This window comes from Luteipulveratus mongoliensis, from assembly GCF_001190945.1.
GTDB classification, from domain to species: Bacteria; Actinomycetota; Actinomycetes; order Actinomycetales; family Dermatophilaceae; genus Luteipulveratus; species Luteipulveratus mongoliensis.
In genome coordinates, this window is the sequence record NZ_CP011112.1 from 1,648,341 (window position 1) to 1,663,655 (window position 15,315).

The 15,315-nt window shown below is 68.2% G+C and carries 14 protein-coding genes; 9 read left to right on the forward strand and 5 right to left on the reverse strand.

All coding sequences use genetic code 11. The features are described 5' to 3' along the window. Positions 1-7: 7 nt before the first annotated feature. Positions 8-1,441, forward strand: coding sequence for an HNH endonuclease signature motif containing protein (locus VV02_RS07890; RefSeq protein WP_169787660.1), 1,434 nt, complete (start codon positions 8-10; stop codon positions 1,439-1,441). Positions 1,442-1,525: 84 nt separating this feature from the next. On the opposite strand, the gene VV02_RS07895 is transcribed toward VV02_RS07890, so the two are convergent. Both VV02_RS07895 and VV02_RS07900 read right to left on the reverse strand, forming a co-directional pair. Beyond that, a complete protein-coding gene (locus tag VV02_RS07895; RefSeq protein WP_052590880.1) occupies positions 1,526-2,359 on the reverse strand; it encodes an SGNH/GDSL hydrolase family protein in 834 nt (277 codons plus the stop codon). Beyond that, positions 2,356-3,033, reverse strand: coding sequence for a uracil-DNA glycosylase (locus tag VV02_RS07900; RefSeq protein ID WP_052596700.1), 678 nt, complete (start codon positions 3,031-3,033; stop codon positions 2,356-2,358). Before VV02_RS07900 ends, VV02_RS07895 begins: the two co-directional genes overlap by 4 nt. A gap of 157 nt (positions 3,034-3,190) precedes the next feature. Between VV02_RS07900 and VV02_RS07905 the strand changes: the two genes are divergently transcribed. Then, positions 3,191-4,540 (forward strand): pyridoxal phosphate-dependent decarboxylase family protein, encoded by a 1,350-nt coding sequence (locus tag VV02_RS07905; protein ID WP_052590881.1) that lies wholly within the window; start codon positions 3,191-3,193, stop codon positions 4,538-4,540. 82 nt (positions 4,541-4,622) lie between these two features. On the opposite strand, the gene VV02_RS07910 is transcribed toward VV02_RS07905, so the two are convergent. The 3 genes from VV02_RS07910 to VV02_RS07920 form a co-directional block, all read right to left on the reverse strand. Beyond that, a complete protein-coding gene (locus VV02_RS07910; protein WP_052590882.1) occupies positions 4,623-4,982 on the reverse strand; it encodes a YciI family protein in 360 nt (119 codons plus the stop codon). A gap of 108 nt (positions 4,983-5,090) precedes the next feature. After that, the gene (locus VV02_RS07915; protein ID WP_052590883.1) at positions 5,091-5,978 is read right to left on the reverse strand and encodes a transporter substrate-binding domain-containing protein; all 888 of its coding nucleotides are present in this window, start codon (positions 5,976-5,978) and stop codon (positions 5,091-5,093) included. A 104-nt stretch (positions 5,979-6,082) separates the two neighbouring features. Further along, positions 6,083-6,751 carry a winged helix-turn-helix transcriptional regulator gene (locus tag VV02_RS07920; protein ID WP_052590884.1) on the reverse strand — a complete coding sequence of 223 codons (669 nt, stop codon included), beginning with the start codon at positions 6,749-6,751 and terminating at the stop codon, positions 6,083-6,085. 199 nt (positions 6,752-6,950) lie between these two features. Between VV02_RS07920 and VV02_RS07925 the strand changes: the two genes are divergently transcribed. The 7 genes from VV02_RS07925 to VV02_RS07955 all read left to right on the forward strand — a co-directional run bounded on the left by VV02_RS07925 (position 6,951) and on the right by VV02_RS07955 (position 15,278). After that, positions 6,951-8,594 (forward strand): MFS transporter, encoded by a 1,644-nt coding sequence (locus VV02_RS07925; RefSeq protein ID WP_245633017.1) that lies wholly within the window; start codon positions 6,951-6,953, stop codon positions 8,592-8,594. 179 nt (positions 8,595-8,773) lie between these two features. Continuing rightward, on the forward strand, positions 8,774-9,061 hold the full coding sequence (locus VV02_RS07930; protein WP_083450492.1) for a DUF3263 domain-containing protein: 288 nt from the start codon (positions 8,774-8,776) through the stop codon (positions 9,059-9,061). A gap of 128 nt (positions 9,062-9,189) precedes the next feature. Beyond that, complete coding sequence (locus tag VV02_RS07935) at positions 9,190-9,573, forward strand: hypothetical protein (RefSeq protein WP_052590885.1); 384 nt, start codon at positions 9,190-9,192, stop codon at positions 9,571-9,573. A 92-nt stretch (positions 9,574-9,665) separates the two neighbouring features. Then, positions 9,666-10,349 carry a hypothetical protein gene (locus VV02_RS07940; RefSeq protein ID WP_157063330.1) on the forward strand — a complete coding sequence of 228 codons (684 nt, stop codon included), beginning with the start codon at positions 9,666-9,668 and terminating at the stop codon, positions 10,347-10,349. Between the two features lie 185 nt (positions 10,350-10,534). Then, a complete protein-coding gene (groL, locus tag VV02_RS07945) occupies positions 10,535-12,163 on the forward strand; it encodes a chaperonin GroEL (RefSeq protein WP_052590887.1) in 1,629 nt (542 codons plus the stop codon). A gap of 227 nt (positions 12,164-12,390) precedes the next feature. Continuing rightward, positions 12,391-14,286 carry a potassium transporter Kup gene (locus VV02_RS07950; RefSeq protein WP_218917376.1) on the forward strand — a complete coding sequence of 632 codons (1,896 nt, stop codon included), beginning with the start codon at positions 12,391-12,393 and terminating at the stop codon, positions 14,284-14,286. 53 nt (positions 14,287-14,339) lie between these two features. Then, a complete protein-coding gene (locus tag VV02_RS07955) occupies positions 14,340-15,278 on the forward strand; it encodes a universal stress protein (RefSeq protein WP_052590888.1) in 939 nt (312 codons plus the stop codon). The last annotated feature ends 37 nt before the right edge of the window (positions 15,279-15,315 follow it).

Below are 15,315 nucleotides of genomic sequence, written 5' to 3' on the forward strand. Positions count from 1 at the left end.
TTTCGGCATGGCCGAGGCGACTGCGCAGGTGCGCGATGAGCTGCTGGACCGGGTCCCACCCGGTCCAGCAGCCGACGCGGTGCGCGCCGTCGCCTCCGCTGTCGAGGCATTGGGCGCGCTGCCGTCTTCGTTGCACCAGGTTGGGTCGGCTGAGCTGGCCGGTGTGGTGCAGCTGCTGGGTCAGGTGACCGACCGGGCGGAGGCGTGCCTGGTGATGGCCACGGCGGAGGCGCTGCAGCGGGGCGTCATTCGTGAGTCGCAGGCGGCCAGCCCTGCCCAGTGGGTGGCCTCGCACGCGGGACGAGTCGAGCCGGGGGAGGCGTCCCGGGTCGCGGCGGTGGCCACGGCGGTCAACGACCCGGACAACGTTCTGCTGCGCGATGCAGTCGCGACGGCCGAGTGCAGTCCACGGGCGGCGCAGGTGAGTCTGCGGGAGCTGGCCAAGATCCTGCCCGTGCTGCCCGATTTCGCCCGGGCTGAGTGCCTGGCCTACTTCTTGCAGGTCGCCGCGGCTGGTGGTGGGGCTAAAGAGCTGCGGCATCTGTCGCGGTGGTTGGTCGCGACGTATGCCGGTGACCGGCTCGAGCGTGATGACGCAGCTCTGGAGCGGGTCGAGGAGTTGTCGTGGTCGGATCTGCCGGGCGGGTTGCGCCGGTTCATCGTGGATCTGGCGCCGGCGAACGCGGCACGGTTGGTTGCTGCGATCCAGGCCGGTGCCGCCCCGCGACCGGTGATCGACCCCGACACCGGGGCCTCTTCCCCGGATCCGCGCAGTCCGGGTAAGCGCCGCGCGGATGCGTTCATGGACCTGATTGATCTGGCGACATCCGCCGACACCTCCACCTCGCATGGTTCGACGACCAAGCTGGTGGTCACGATGGATCTGGACGACTTGCGTGCCGAGGCCACCGGCAACGCCCAGGCAGCCGCAACCAGCGCCGGCCGGGACGCAGGCACCGCAGGCCGGGACGCAGGCACCGCCGGCCGCCGTAGCCGTGGTGGTCAGGGCGGTGGCGGGTTGGGGGTGACGAGTCTGGGCGACACGATCGATGCTGGCACGATCCGGCGGATGGCGTGCGACGCGGACATCATCCCGATGGTCCTCGGCTCCCGCTCCGAACCGCTGGACGTCGGGCGGGAGCAACGCCTGGTCAAGGATGGGCTCCGGGCCGCGGTCGTCGCCAGAGACCGGTGCTGCACCTTCCCGGGCTGCGATCGGCCGCCCAGCTTCTGCGAGGTCCACCACGTCCAACCCTGGTACGCCGGAGGCCGCACCAGCCTGCTCAACTCCGCGCTGCTCTGCCGGCGGCACCACACGATCGCGCACCGCGATGTCCTGACCGCGACCGTCACGCCCTTTGAGGTCAGCTGGCACCTGGACGGCAGTCTTGGCATAACGGCACGGTCCGTGGCTATGTCCGCTCCGACGCGCGGTCCGTGACTCGTCCTGGTGGCTTTGTGCGTCAGCGGTGGCCTTGTGCGTCAGCGACGGAGCGAGCTGATGATGGCGCGCGTGCGACGGTCGCTAGGTCCGAGGGCTCTGGCTGACCGGCGGGATCGGAGCGACATCTGGACGCTTTGGCTGCCGGCCATCGCCGGAGCTGCGGCCCTGCACTCGACGCTGGACCCATGGAGTGAGCTGGGTCCGAGTCCACGCCGCATTCGCCTGGGCTGCCTCGATCTTGGTCGGTGCTGCCATCGGAGGTAGTGGCGCTCGCCAGTCGAAGCCGTCGTCGGGCAGTCCGAGCAGCCAGGCCGCCTGGGCCGCCACGCGTTGGTGGCCGCCCGTCGTCAGATGGATACGGTCCGGCGCCCACATCCGCGGGTCGCGCAGCGGCCGCATCGTCCACAGGTCGAGGACGTAGCAGCCCTGTCGTTGACCGATGCCCCACAGATTGGCGGCGTGGACGGCCAGCCGGCCACGAACTCGTTTCAGGACCGGCGCGTCGACCGGGTCCGCAGTGGTCGCGAGGATGACGTCGGCCCCGGTGGCCCGGACCTGTGCGACCGCGTCCTCGAGGCGGTCCGCGACGGAGTCGAGGTCGACGCTGGGTCGCAGGCAGTCGTTGGCGCCGCCCACGATGCTCACGAGGTCCGGGCTCAGCGCCAACGCCGTCTCGACCTGAGGCCCGACCACGTCGGCGAGCAGCCGACCACGGATGGCGAGGTTGGCGTACCCAAAAGGCTTGTCCTCCAAGCTATTTCGCGCGGCAAGGCGAAATGCGAGGCGGTCGGCCCACCCGACGTACGAGTCCGGATCGCTGGGCGACGGATCACTCATGCCCTCGGTGAACGAGTCGCCGATCGCGACGAACCGCTGCCAGACGCGGTCGGGTGTGGGGCGAGGAGACAACGTCATGCCAAGGACCAATCGATCGGGCCGGCTCCCTGCTGCTCCAACAGCTCATTGGCGCGGCTGAAGGGTCGCGAGCCGAAGAAGCCGGAGCGAGCCGACAGCGGAGAGGGATGGGCACTCTCGATCCGCGGGATCGCCCCGAGGTGAGGTGCCAGGTTGCGGGCGTCGCGACCCCAGAGGACCGCGACGAGCGGACCACCACGGTTGACCAGCGCACTGATCGCGGTGGCGGTGACGTGCTCCCAGCCCTGTCCGCGGTGGCTCCCGGGGGCGCCGGGTCGGACGGTGAGCACGCGGTTGAGCAGGAGTACGCCCTGGTCGGCCCACCGCGACAGGTCGCCGTGCTCGGGCTTGGTGAGGCCGAGGTCGGACTCCATCTCGGCGTAGATGTTCTGCAGGCTGCGCGGCACCGGCCGTACGTCTGGGGCCACAGAGAAGCACAGTCCGACGGCATGGCCCGGGGTCGGGTAGGGGTCCTGACCGACGATGAGGACGCGTACGTCGTCCAGCGGCCGGCCGAAGGCGCGCAGCACGTGCTCGCCTGCGGGTAGGTAGGGCCGCCCATCGGCGATCTCGGTGCGCAAGAACTCCCCGAGTCGGGTGAGGTGATCCTGCGCGGGGGCGAGGGCAGCCGCCCAGCTGGGGTGAACGAGCTCAGTGAGCGGCCGTGCGGGCATGAGGGCCAATGTATCGACGGGCTCAGCTTCTCCTCCGGTCGGCCTCGCAGGCTCGTCCGAGCCGGCATCGTCGCCTCGCAGGCTCGTCCGAGCCGGCATCGTCGCCTCGCAGGACGACTGGTCTTGGCTCTCCATCCGGTCGGCCTAGACTCCGGGCGTGCATGGGTTCACCGATGAGACCAAGGCGTTGGGCGAGGACATCCTCCGCTACGCCGCCGAACGACTCGCGCTCGACCCGGTGCCTCTCGACAGCTCGGCGACCAAGGCCGATCTCGACGCGGTGGCCGGCGGAGCGATCACGGCCAAGGGCCGCGGCGGGCGACCCGCGCTCCAGCTGTTCGAGGAGCATCTCGCGCTCGCCTGCCTGTCGACCGACCACCCGCGCTACCTATCGTTCATCCCGTGCGCGCCGACCCGTGAGGCCGCGATGTTCGACCTCGTGGTCGGCGCCTCGTCGATCTATGCCGGCTCGTGGCTCGAGGGCGCCGGCGCGGTGTACGCCGAGAACCAGGCGTTGCGCTGGATCGCCGACCTGGTCGGCCTCCCGGACGAGGCCGGCGGCTCCTTCGTGCAGGGCGGCACGATCGGCAACCTGTCCGCCCTCGTCACGGCTCGTGCCGCCGCGCGGGAGCACGCGGCCGAGGGCGTACGCCCCTATCGCATCGCAGCGACCGTCGGCTCGCACTCCTCGATCGCGACCGCCTGCCGGGTGATGGATGCCGAGCAGGTGCCGGTGCCGATGAACGACCGCATGCAGATGACTGGCGCCAACCTGCGAAAGGTGTTGGAGGACAACGGTCCCGAGACATTCTTCGCCGTCGTCGCGACAGCTGGCAGCACCAACTTCGGCGTCATCGATGACCTCGACTCGATCGCTGATGTGTGCGAGGAGTTCGGCATCTGGTTCCACGTCGACGGTGCGTACGGCGGTGCCGGGCTGGCCGCGCCGTCGGTCCGCGACAAGTACACCGGTGTCGAGCGGTGCGACTCCTTCATCGTCGACCCGCACAAGTGGCTGTTCGCGCCGTTCGACTGCTGCGCGTTGCTCTATCGCGAGCCGGCTCTAGCACGCGTCGCGCACACCCAGCACGCGTCGTACCTCGACGTCCTCAACGACGCACCCGACTGGAACCCGACGGACTACTCCGTCGGGCTGACCCGGCGCGCGCGAGGGCTGCCGTTCTGGTTCTCGCTGGTGGCCAACGGCACCGACGCCTACACGACCGCGATCGAGCAGACGCTCGAGATCACGCGGTTCGCCGAGGCCGAGGTTGGCCGACGGGACTACCTCGAGGTCGTGCGCGATGCCGATCTCTCGGTGCTGGTCTTCCGCCGGCTCGACTGGTCGACTCAGGACTACCACGCGTGGTCCGACGGTCTGCTGGAGCGGCAGGAGGGCTTCGTCGTGCCGACCTCGCACGAGGGCGAGACGCTGGCCCGCTTCGCGATCGTCAACCCCCGGACGACGCGCGAGGACATCACCGCCATCCTCGACTCCATGGCCTGACGCGACTCGCTGGTCCTTCGGGCCCCCAGGTCCGGCCCGCACTGGGAGCCACCGACCGCGTCGGGCTCAGCCCGCGTCGGGCTCAGCCCGCGTCAGGGTGCGACCCGAACTCGCGTACCTCCTGCGGCCAGCCGCACGCCACGGCGAGCTTGCCGGCCCACACCTTGGCGGCGTCCAGGTCCGGCACCTCTACGACCGCGAGCCCGCCCAGGTGCTCCTTGGACTCCGCGAACGGACCGTCCGTGAAGAGCACCGTGCCGCTGGTGGCGTCCGCTGTGACGGCCTCGTCGACGTCCTCGACCAGTCCACCGGCGAAGACGTACACGCCCGCCGACCTCATCTCGTCGACGACGGCCTTGGCCAGCGGTGCGCGTCCTCGGAACCACTCCTCGTCGTGGTCGCCCACCCACTGCTGGTTGAAGTAGATGAGGTATTCCGTCATATCTGCTCCTCGTTCAGGGCGCGGCCGAGTGCCCGCCTCTACCTGGTCTACGAACGGCGCACGCCGGATGCGACACGCTTCCGGCAGAAGACTCCACGGCTGCCACAATCAGGACAGCGTCGTGGCTCCGAACCACGGTTTGGTCGCCTTGGACCAGGTGCCGTCGTGGCGGGCTGTGGTCAGCCACTGGTTGACGTACTCCTGAAACACCGTGTCGCCCCGTGGCACGAGATAGGCCTTCTGGCTGAAGTTGAACGGCTTCTCCGGGTGCACTGCGCACAGCTGCGGGTGGGTGTGCGCGACCCAGACGGTCTCCGACGCATCAGTCGTCATCACGTCAGCCTTGCCCGCGATGATCTGGTCGAAGATCGTGTTGTTGTCCTTCCACGTCGTCACCGTCCCCCGCGGATAGTTCGCCCGCGCGAACTTCTCGTTGGTGCCGCCCTCGGGCGTGATCGACCGGACGCCTGGAGCGTTGATCTCAGCGACCGTGTCATAGCGAGCGACGTTCTTGCACAACGTGATCGGCGTCTTGCCCTCGGTGAGGACCGGCTCGCTGAAGAACGCTTGCTGGGCTCGCTCGGTCGAGATCGAGACGCCGCCCATCCCGATGTCGCACTTCGTGGTGAAGTCGGGCATCAGCGTCTTCCACGTCGTCGGCACCCACTGGATCCGAGCGTCGAGTGAGGTCGCGAGGCTCTTGGCCATGTCGACGTCAATGCCTTGGTACTGCTTGGTTTTCGGGTCCAGATAGGTGAACGGCCGGTAGTCGCCTGTCGTGCAGACCGTCATCACCTTGCGTTGCCGGATGACATCCAACCGGGACGCCGGCGCGCTCGCCGAGGATGCCGTACGACTGGGCTGGCTCCTGCTGGAAGCGGCGCCCTCCGTGGCGGATCCGTCCGAGTCAGAGCTGCACCCGGCAAGCGCTACCGCTGAGAACGCGAGGCCGGCGATGCCGAGTCGCACCGAACGTCCGTTGATGGTGTGGCTCATAGTGTCCCTCTCGCAGTGATCGGCCCTGTCGAGTCACCGTGTCACCGGGAGGACGGGAGCGGTGGATTCCGCACGCACCGTTCGCCGTTCGGACGACGCGCCAGTCAGGCAGGCACCGCGGCCTTCTCCGGCAGGGTGAACAGCCCGACCAGACGGCGTACGGCCGCTCGGTTGCCGTCGATCGTCACCTGACCGCCACGCTCCGCGTCAGTCAGCGGCAGGCCGCCGTAGAGCATCCCGGCCAACGTCATCGGGTCCGTGGTGAGGGTCGCCGACGGTGAGTCCGGGTCGCCTCGCTGGATGTCCAGCTCCTGGTCGGAGATCCAGATGGCGAAGTGGTCCTGGTCGAGCACGAGGCCGTACGACGCGTCGACCCCGCCGCTCGCACCTGCGTCGAAGTTGGTGCGTAGCGACAGCACGGCCGAGCTCACGCTCAGGTGCAGATCGGGTCGGTGCTGCGGCGAACGCGCGCCCCACCGGCCGATCGCCTTGATGATCGGCTCGAGCTCGTAGCCCCACTCGGTCAGCTCGTAGACCTTGGACGCGGCCGGCGGCGCGAGCTGGGTGCGCATGAGGATGCCCGACTCGGCGAGCTCGCTCAGCCGGTCGGTGAGGACGTTGCGGCTGATGCCGGGCAGGGCGTCCTTGAGGTCGGTGAAGCGCTGCGGTCCGAGCATCAGCTCGCGAACCACCAGAAGGGACCAGCGCTCACCGACCAGGTCGAGCGCGTGCGCCATACCGCAGCTGTCGTCGTACGAACGGTGCGTAGCCATGCCAACGAGAGTAGCACTGGAGTAACTAAAAATGACTAAGTAGTTGTTTTTTAGGACTCAAGCCCGCTAGCGTCAGCAACACCCGCCGAGATTGTTCGTCGTGGTCTGTCGCATCCGGGACAGCCCGTTCGTGGAGGTGGTGAGGGCACGCAGAGCCCGTTCCGATCTGGGCATGACGAGAGACAACGGAGAAGGCGACATGAGCATCACGACCAAGACCGCCCCGGCGGCCGCCACCACACGGGAGTGGGTGGGGCTCGCGGTGCTGGCACTGCCCACCTTGCTGCTGTCAATCGACATGAGCGTGCTCTACCTCGCGCTCCCGAGCCTGGCCGAGAGCCTTCGGCCCAGCAGCACTCAGCAGCTGTGGATCATGGACGCATACGGCTTCATGGTCGCCGGCTTCCTCGTCACCATGGGCACGCTGGGCGACCGCGTCGGCCGCCGCAAGCTGCTCCTGATCGGCTCGGCCGGCTTCGCCGCCGCGTCGGTGCTGGCGGCGTACAGCACCTCCAGCGAGATGCTCATCGTGGCCCGCGCGCTGATGGGCGTCACCGGCGCCACGCTGATGCCGTCGACCCTCGCCCTGATCAGCAACATGTTCCAGCGGCCCCAGCAGCGCGCGATGGCGATCGCCGTCTGGATGAGCTGCTTCATGGGCGGCATGGTCGTCGGCCCGCTGACCGCCGGTGTGATGCTGCAGCACTTCTGGTGGGGCTCGGTGTTCCTGCTCGCCGTGCCTGTCATGGTCCTGCTCTTCATCGCCGCGCCGGCTCTGCTGCCGGAGTACCGCGACCCCAACCCGGGGCACCTCGACATCACCAGCGTGGCCCTCAGCCTGACCGCGATCCTGCCGGTCGTGTACGGCCTCAAGGAGACCGCGCGGCACGGCTTCGAGTCGGTGCCCGTCCTCGTGGCAGCCTTCGGTGTCGCGATGGGCGTGCTGTTCATCCGCCGCCAGAGCCGCCTGACCCACCCGCTGATCGACGTGCGACTGTTCAGGATTCGCCGCTTCTCCGTCTCGCTCGGCATCAACGTCGTCAGCGGCCTCGTCATGGCGGGCACGTTCCTGCTGACCACCCTGTACCTGCAGCTCGTCCTCGGGCTCAGCCCGCTCGCGTCCGGCGCCTGGATGGTCCCGGTGCAGCTGCTGATGGTGGGCGCCTCGCTGTCGGCGCCGCGCGTCGCCCAGCGCATCCGGCCGGCGTACATCATGAGTGGTGGACTGCTCGTCAGTGCGGTCGGCTTCGTCGTGATCGGGGTGGCAACCCTGGCCACCGGGTACGGCGACAGCCCGCTCCCGCTGGTCGTCGGCTTCGCGCTCTGTGCCGTCGGGCATCGCGTTCCCGGTCGCGTTGATCATCGACCTGGTCGTCGGCTCGGCGCCGCCGGAGAAGGCCGGCTCCGCCGCATCGGTGTCCGAGACCGCCGCCGAGATGGGCATCGCGTTCGGTATCGCTTTGATGGGCAGCCTGAGCGCCGTCGTGTACCGCTCCGGCATCGCGGTGCCGAACGGTCTCAGCTCGGACCAGCAGGCCCAGGCGCGCGACTCCATCGGTGGAGCCGTGGACGTCGCCAAGCACCTGCCGTCCAGCACCTCGGCAGCGCTGATGGGCAGCGCGCGGGACGCTTTCAGCTCGGGCCTGGTGATCGCATCAGCGATCGCCGTGGTGGTCTTCGTCATCACCGCTGCAGTCGCCCTGGTCAGCCTGCGCGACGTGCCGGCGTACACCGAGCCCGCCGCGGACGAAGCCGCGAACGCAGAGGTCCAGGCGGACGACGAGGGCGACGCGAACGAGGTACGTGGGCTCGGTCACGAGTCGCTCCCGGCGCCCCACGGTGACCTGGTTGGTGCCGTATCGTCGCGGGGTGAGTGACCTCAACGCCTCATTGGCCACAGCCGTCACATCAGTCCCAAACGCCTCAACCATGAATGACACCGTTGTGATTTCGGCCCTATCATCGGAAGCGGACATCGATCACGACGACGTCGTTCAGGCGTCGATGGAGGACCGGACATCCATGAGTGCCGCGGAGCAGGCCCAGCAGCCGCACAGCGACGAGCTGAGCCAACGCGACCAAGAGATCTTGTCGTTCGAGCGCCAGTGGTGGAAGTACCCCGGCGCCAAGGAGCAGATGATCCGCGAGCGGTTCGACATGAGCTCCACTCGCTACTACCAAGTTCTCAATTCTTTGATCGACAGCTCGTCGGCTCTGGCCCACGACCCGATGCTCGTCAAGCGGCTCCGGCGGCTGCGGGCCTCACGTCAGAAGCAGCGGTCGGCGCGCCGGCTCGGGATCGAGCTCTGAGCCCCACGATCAAGTAACGCCCGTCTCGGTGCAAGGCCGGGGCGGGCGTTACTCGTGTCCTCTGTACCTCACATTCCGCCCAGCCAAGCGGTCGGAACGATCTGGCGGGGTCGACCCGTCGCACCCACATGGCTACCGACACAGTGAGCAGCGACGGACTGGGTGAGCGTGACCCGTCCCGTGCGGCGTTCGTTCGCCGCGTCGACCGTAACGCCCATCGCTCCGTACGAGAGCTTCTCGATGACCTTCGTGCGGAGTTCGCCCTCTGCGACACGATCGTCGCCCGGTGCACCGGTCTCGAGGCTGACAGCCTCCATCGGGCCCGTGCCACGAGCGGCCTCACCCTCGACCAACGACACGATCTCGTCGAGCTGTTCGCGCTCTGCCAGACGGTGGAGGACCTCCTCGGCGTGAGCGTCGAGGGCTGGCTCGAGGCGCCGGCACCGATCGGCGACCTCCTCGACCGGCTCGCCCACGACTGCACACCGGTCCCGGCCGCGCTCGCCGCCTGATCCGTTCGTCGGTGGCGCCGACACCAAAGTCGACAGCCACCTGAACCCTCGGCCGATGCGCTCGGCGGCCCGCGGCCGGCACCATGGCAGACGTGGCGACCGAGCAGCGATACCTGATCACCGTTGGCGGGCACGACTACGTCCTCAGCAAGCACGAGCAAGGGCTTAGCCAAGTCCTCGTCCTCACCGTCGACGGTGAGGAGATGGCCCGCGCGAAGTCCTCTGACAAGCGCGTGACGCTCGGCGACGACGATCGCCCCGACCTCGGCCACCTCACGATCCGACTGACCACCCTCGGTTCAGTGCGCCGCGCGACGCTGACCCGCGGCGACCTGGACGTCGACCTCGATCCCGAGCCCGGGTCGAAGGCTGCCCGGCTTGAGGCCAAGGCGCGCGAGCACCCGCGGTTGTACGCCGCCCGTCACGTCGTCGGTGCCGTCGCCGGCCTCCTCGTGCCCCTTCTCGGGCTGGGGCTGCTCGTCAAGCTGCTGCTGGGCTGGCTGACCGACCGGCTCCCGGATGTGAACCTGCCGTCGATCGACCTCCCATCGCTGCCGCTGCCGGACTGGGACCTGCCCGACTGGGAGCTCCCGGGCTGGGTCACGGCAGCGGTCGCGGTGGCGAAGTACGTCGTCCCGGTGGCGATCGCGATCGGCATCGCCGCGCACGAGGTGCGCCGCCGGCGTCAGCAGGACCAGCTCAAGGAGCAGCTGCGCGAAGGTGCGGTCGCCGCGGAGCCGAGCGGTCGGCGTACCGGAGGCCCGAACACAGAGTGACTCGCATTTGCACTCGGAGGGGTCGAGTGCTAATCATGGCCTTAGCACTCTCCCTGTGAGAGTGACAGACCAGACCGTACGTCGAGGGGCTGGCCTCATAGGCGACGTGAGCCTGCGGGGATCGGTCTCGTCCGTCGCGGGCGTCGTGCGGTCGATTCGCTTTCGTGTGGGAGGAACCACCGCGCATGGCAAAGCTCATTGCATTCGACGAGGAGGCGCGCCGCGGTCTCGAAAAGGGTATGAACACCCTTGCCGACGCCGTCAAGGTGACGCTTGGCCCCAAGGGCCGCAACGTCGTGCTCGAGAAGAAGTGGGGCGCCCCCACCATCACCAACGATGGTGTGAGCATCGCCAAGGAGATCGAGCTCGAGGACCCCTACGAGAAGATCGGCGCTGAGCTGGTCAAGGAGGTCGCCAAGAAGACCGACGACGTCGCCGGTGACGGCACGACGACGGCCACCGTCCTGGCCCAGGCCATGGTCAAGGAGGGTCTGCGCAACGTTGCGGCGGGTGCCAACCCGATGGCCCTCAAGCGGGGCATCGAAGCCGCAGTCGCTGCTGTTTCTGAGTCGCTGCTCGACCAGGCCAAGGACATCGAGACCAAGGAGCAGATCGCTGCGACTGCCTCGATCTCCGCTGCTGACCCCCAGATCGGCGAGCTCATCGCCGAGGCCATGGACAAGGTCGGCAAGGAAGGCGTGATCACGGTCGAGGAGAGCCAGACCTTCGGTCTGGAGCTCGAGCTGACCGAGGGCATGCGCTTCGACAAGGGCTACATCTCGGGTTACTTCGTGACCGACACCGAGCGCATGGAGACGGTCCTGGAGGACCCCTACATCCTCGTGGTCAACTCGAAGATCTCGAACATCAAGGACCTGCTCCCGCTGCTGGAGAAGGTCATGCAGTCGGGCAAGCCGCTCGCGATCATCGCCGAGGACGTCGAGGGCGAGGCCCTGTCGACCCTGGTGGTCAACAAGATCCGTGGCACCTTCAAGTCGGTGGCTCTCAAGGCTCCCGGCTTCGGTGACCGTCGCAAGGCCATGCTCGGTGACATCGCCATCCTCACCGGTGGTCAGGTCATCTCCGAGGAGGTCGGCCTGAAGCTCGACACTGCCGAGCTGGACCTGCTGGGTCGCGCTCGCAAGGTCGTCGTGACCAAGGACGAGACGACGATCGTCGAGGGTGCCGGCGAGGCCGACGCCATCTCGGGTCGGGTCGCTCAGATCCGCGCCGAGATCGAGAACAGCGACTCCGACTACGACCGCGAGAAGCTGCAGGAGCGCCTGGCCAAGCTGGCCGGTGGCGTCGCCGTCATCAAGGCGGGTGCCGCGACCGAGGTCGAGCTCAAGGAGCGCAAGCACCGCATCGAGGACGCTGTCCGCAACGCGAAGGCTGCTGTTGAGGAGGGCATCGTCGCCGGTGGTGGCGTCGCTCTGCTGCAGGCGACCGACGCTGCGTTCAAGGGTCTGAAGCTCGAGGGTGACGAGGCGACCGGCGCGAACATCGTGCGCGTGGCCGCCGAGGCTCCGCTGAAGCAGATCGCGTTCAACGCCGGCCTCGAGCCGGGCGTCGTGGTCGAGAAGGTTCGCTCGCTGAAGCCCGGCGAGGGCCTCAACGCTGCGACCGGTGACTACGTCGACATGATCAAGGACGGCATCATCGACCCGGCCAAGGTGACGCGCTCCGCGCTGCAGAACGCCGGCTCGATCGCTGCGCTGTTCCTGACGACCGAGGCCGTCATCGCCGACAAGCCCGAGAAGGCTGGGGCGGCTCCGGCCGACCCGTCGGGTGGCATGGGAGACATGGGCTTCTAAAGCCACGAACCCGTACGCGCTGGGCGGCTCTCCCTTCGGGGAGGGCCGCCCTTCGTCGTACCCGCCGATGTCCGGTCCGACGTGCACAACCGTGGTCGCCCAGGACCCGCGAGGCGGACTTCCGCGCGAGTTCGCTGATATGTAGACACGTTACGGACGTCTCACCGAACACGTCGGCGGACCCGGGTGCATGGACGGTGACCTTACGTGGGTGCAGAATCGCGCTCGTGACCTCGTCCCGGCAGATTGCGCACCGTTCGCCTGCTGGAGTTCTCTTCCTCGGTGCGTTGGGCGTCGTGTTCGGCGACATCGGCACCAGTCCGCTCTATGCGATGCAGACGGTGTTCAGCATCGACCACAACAAGGTGCAGCTCACCGAGAGCGACGTCTACGGCGTGGTGTCGCTGATCTTCTGGGCCATCACGCTGATCGTCACCATCAAGTACGTCGGGCTCATCCTGCGTGCTGACAACGATGGCGAGGGCGGCATCCTCGCGCTCGCGGCTCTTGCCAGGCGGTCACTGCCGCGCGGTGACCGGCGCGTCCCACTGGTCATGGTTCTCGGCGTCATCGGCGCATCGCTGTTCTTCGGTGACAGCCTCATCACGCCGGCGATCTCGGTCCTGAGCGCCATGGAGGGTCTGGAGGTCGCGGCGCCCAGTGTCGAAGGCGTCATCCTCCCGGTGGCCGTCGTGATCATCGTGGCGCTGTTCGTCGTGCAGCGGTTCGGCACCCAGGTGATCGGTCGCGCCTTTGGCCCGGTGATGGTCGTGTGGTTCCTGACGCTCGGCGTCCTCGGGATCCGCCCGGTCATCGACCGGCCCGGGATTCTCGCGGGCCTGTCACCGACGTACGCCCTCGCGTTCGTCCTCGATCGCCCGTTCGTCGCCTTCATCGCCATGGGAGCCGTGGTCCTGGCGATCACCGGAGCCGAGGCGTTGTACGCCGACATGGGCCACTTCGGCCGCGCGCCGATCCGCCGGGCCTGGTTCTTCATGGTGTTCCCGTGCCTGACGCTGAACTATCTCGGCCAGGCGGCTCTGATCCTGAACGACCCGAAGACCGTCAGCAGCCCGTTCTTCGAGCTCGCGCCGGGCTGGGCGCAGCTCCCGCTCGTGGTGCTGGCGGCGGCGGCGACGGTCATCGCGTCCCAGGCGGTCATCTCCGGCGCGTACTCGGTGTCACGGCAGGCTGAGCGCCTCGGCTTCCTGCCGCGACAGACCGTCATCCACACCTCGAACGAGGGGGGCCAGATCTACGTCCCCGCCATCAACTGGATCCTGTTCGTCGGGGTCCTCCTGCTGATGTTCGCGTTCCGATCCTCCGCCAAGCTCGCGACGGCGTACGGCCTGGCGGTCACGGCGACGTTCATCCTGACGACGACCCTGTTCCTGATCTACGCCCAGGCGGCGTGGAAGTGGCCGCGTTGGCGAATCGTCCTGGTGGCCGTGCTGTTCGGGGTACCGGAGCTGACGTTCTTCAGCGCCAACCTCACCAAGGTCGTCCACGGCGGCTGGTTGCCGGCCCTCATCGCAGCGCTGGTGGCCACGGTGATGTTCACCTGGCGCCAGGGCGGTCGCATCGTCAGCGCGCGCCGAGCGGAGAAGGAGGGTCCGCTCATGCCGTTCATCGACAAGGTCAACGCCGGCGGTCTCACCAAGGTCCCGGGCACCGCGGTCTTCCTGCATCCCAACGCCGCCACGACGCCGTTGGCGCTGCGCCAGAACGTCAGCTTCAACCACGTCATCCACGAGAAGTCCTTCATCGTGACGACCGTCTCGGACAACGTGCCGCATGTTCCGCTCGAGGAGCGGGTGACCTTCGACGACCTCGGCGATGCCTCCGACTCCATCGACCACGTACGGCTCCGGTTCGGTTTCCAGGACGACCAAGACGTGCCCGCGGCGCTGCGACAGGCACAGGCGCAGGGCCTGCCGATCGACCCGGACGAGGCGTACTACTTCTTGTCGCGCATTCGCGTCGAGCCAAGCCGGACACCGGCGATCTCGCGCTGGCGGGCGCGCATCTTCGTCGGGCTGGCCCACAACGCGGCCAACCCGGCCCAGTACTTCGGCCTGCCTGAGTCCCGCACGATCGTGATGGGTGCGCACATCGAGATCTGATTGCCGCGTTGTCGCCCTGGACCTCGGTCGGGAGGGCCCCCACATAATGAGACATGAGCGCTCACGGATACGTGTACGTCAAGGGTGGGGACCCGCACGGACCAGTTGTGGTCGGGGTTGATGGCTCCGGGACCGACAACGCGGCCGTCGCGTGGGCCGCTTCAGCGGCGGCCTTGCACAAGCTGCCGCTGCACCTCTTGCACTCCAACGAAGTCGCGGCCGTCGGCGCCGTGCAGGACGACCCGACCATCGCCAGCAGCGAGACGCTCGATGCCCTCCGGGCGCAGGGTTCCGCGCCGCGGGTGGCCGACGAACTCGTCGGGCGGGTTCGTGCCGCGCACCCGGACCTGGAGATCGTGGCGACCGAGACGGCCGGCGCCGCCTCGGCTGCGCTGCTCGCCCGGGAGGACACCGCCCTGATGCTGGTGGTGGGGTCCGGTCGCAAGGGCGGGCTGGGGGAGCGGGTACTCGGTACGACCTCGCTCAACACGGCGATGCACGCCACCTGTCCGGTGGCTGTCGTCAACGCCGGGGTCGATCCCAGTGCGCCGCCGAAGAAGCGCATCGCGGTCGGCATCGACGGCAGCCGCGACAGCGCAGCAGCCGCGGAGATCGCCTTTGCTGCCGCGGCGGCTCGTGGGAGCACGGTGGTGTGTGTCTCCAGCTGGTACCTCGAGGTGGTCGACGGGTTCGTTGTCACCGACCGTGACGGTGAGCCCTGGCAGCGGATCGAGAAGCGGCAGCGTGAGCGGGTTGAAGCTGCCACCAAGGTTGCTCGGGAGGCGCATCCCGATGTCGACGTCGTCGTCGAGGTGGTCAACGGGCCGAGCACCAAGGTGCTGGCTGCTCAGTCAGAGCAGTCGGACGTGCTCGTGCTCGGCAGCCGCGGGCGAGGCGGATTCACCGGCAAGCTGCTCGGCTCGGTCAGTCAGAAGGTGTTGCAGGCGGCGCGTTGCCCGGTGGTCATCGTCAAGGCCAACGAGCAAGGCTGACAACAGAATCCGTAGTCGGAGGCGCCACCGCCACCGC